At 64.7% G+C, this 255-nt stretch carries 1 pseudogene; it reads left to right on the plus strand.

The annotated features are described in order from the left end of the window. Positions 1-255: pseudogene (locus tag C7I85_RS30400) on the plus strand (ISL3 family transposase); the annotation flags it as partial.

Consider the following 255-nt stretch of genomic DNA (forward strand, 5'->3'; position numbering starts at 1 on the left):
GTGCTACCTCCCTACGCTAGGCGAACTGGGCGTCTCGAGCATCTCGTCCACCATCTGGCGCTTGCGCTTGGAGGACGCCCAGCGGCGCGTTTTGCCCAGCGGCTCATGCTGCCCGTTAGCAACGACACCTTGCTCCGAGTCATCCGCAGGCAAGGATTGCCACCGTCGCCCCCGCCCTCGGTGATCGGCATCGACGACTGGGCTTGGCGGCGCAATCATCGCTATGGCACGATCGTGTGTGACCTAGAGCGTCGG

The sequence above is a fragment of the Pseudaminobacter soli (ex Li et al. 2025) genome (genome assembly GCF_003012705.1).
GTDB classification, from domain to species: Bacteria; Pseudomonadota; Alphaproteobacteria; order Rhizobiales; family Rhizobiaceae; genus Pseudaminobacter; species Pseudaminobacter soli.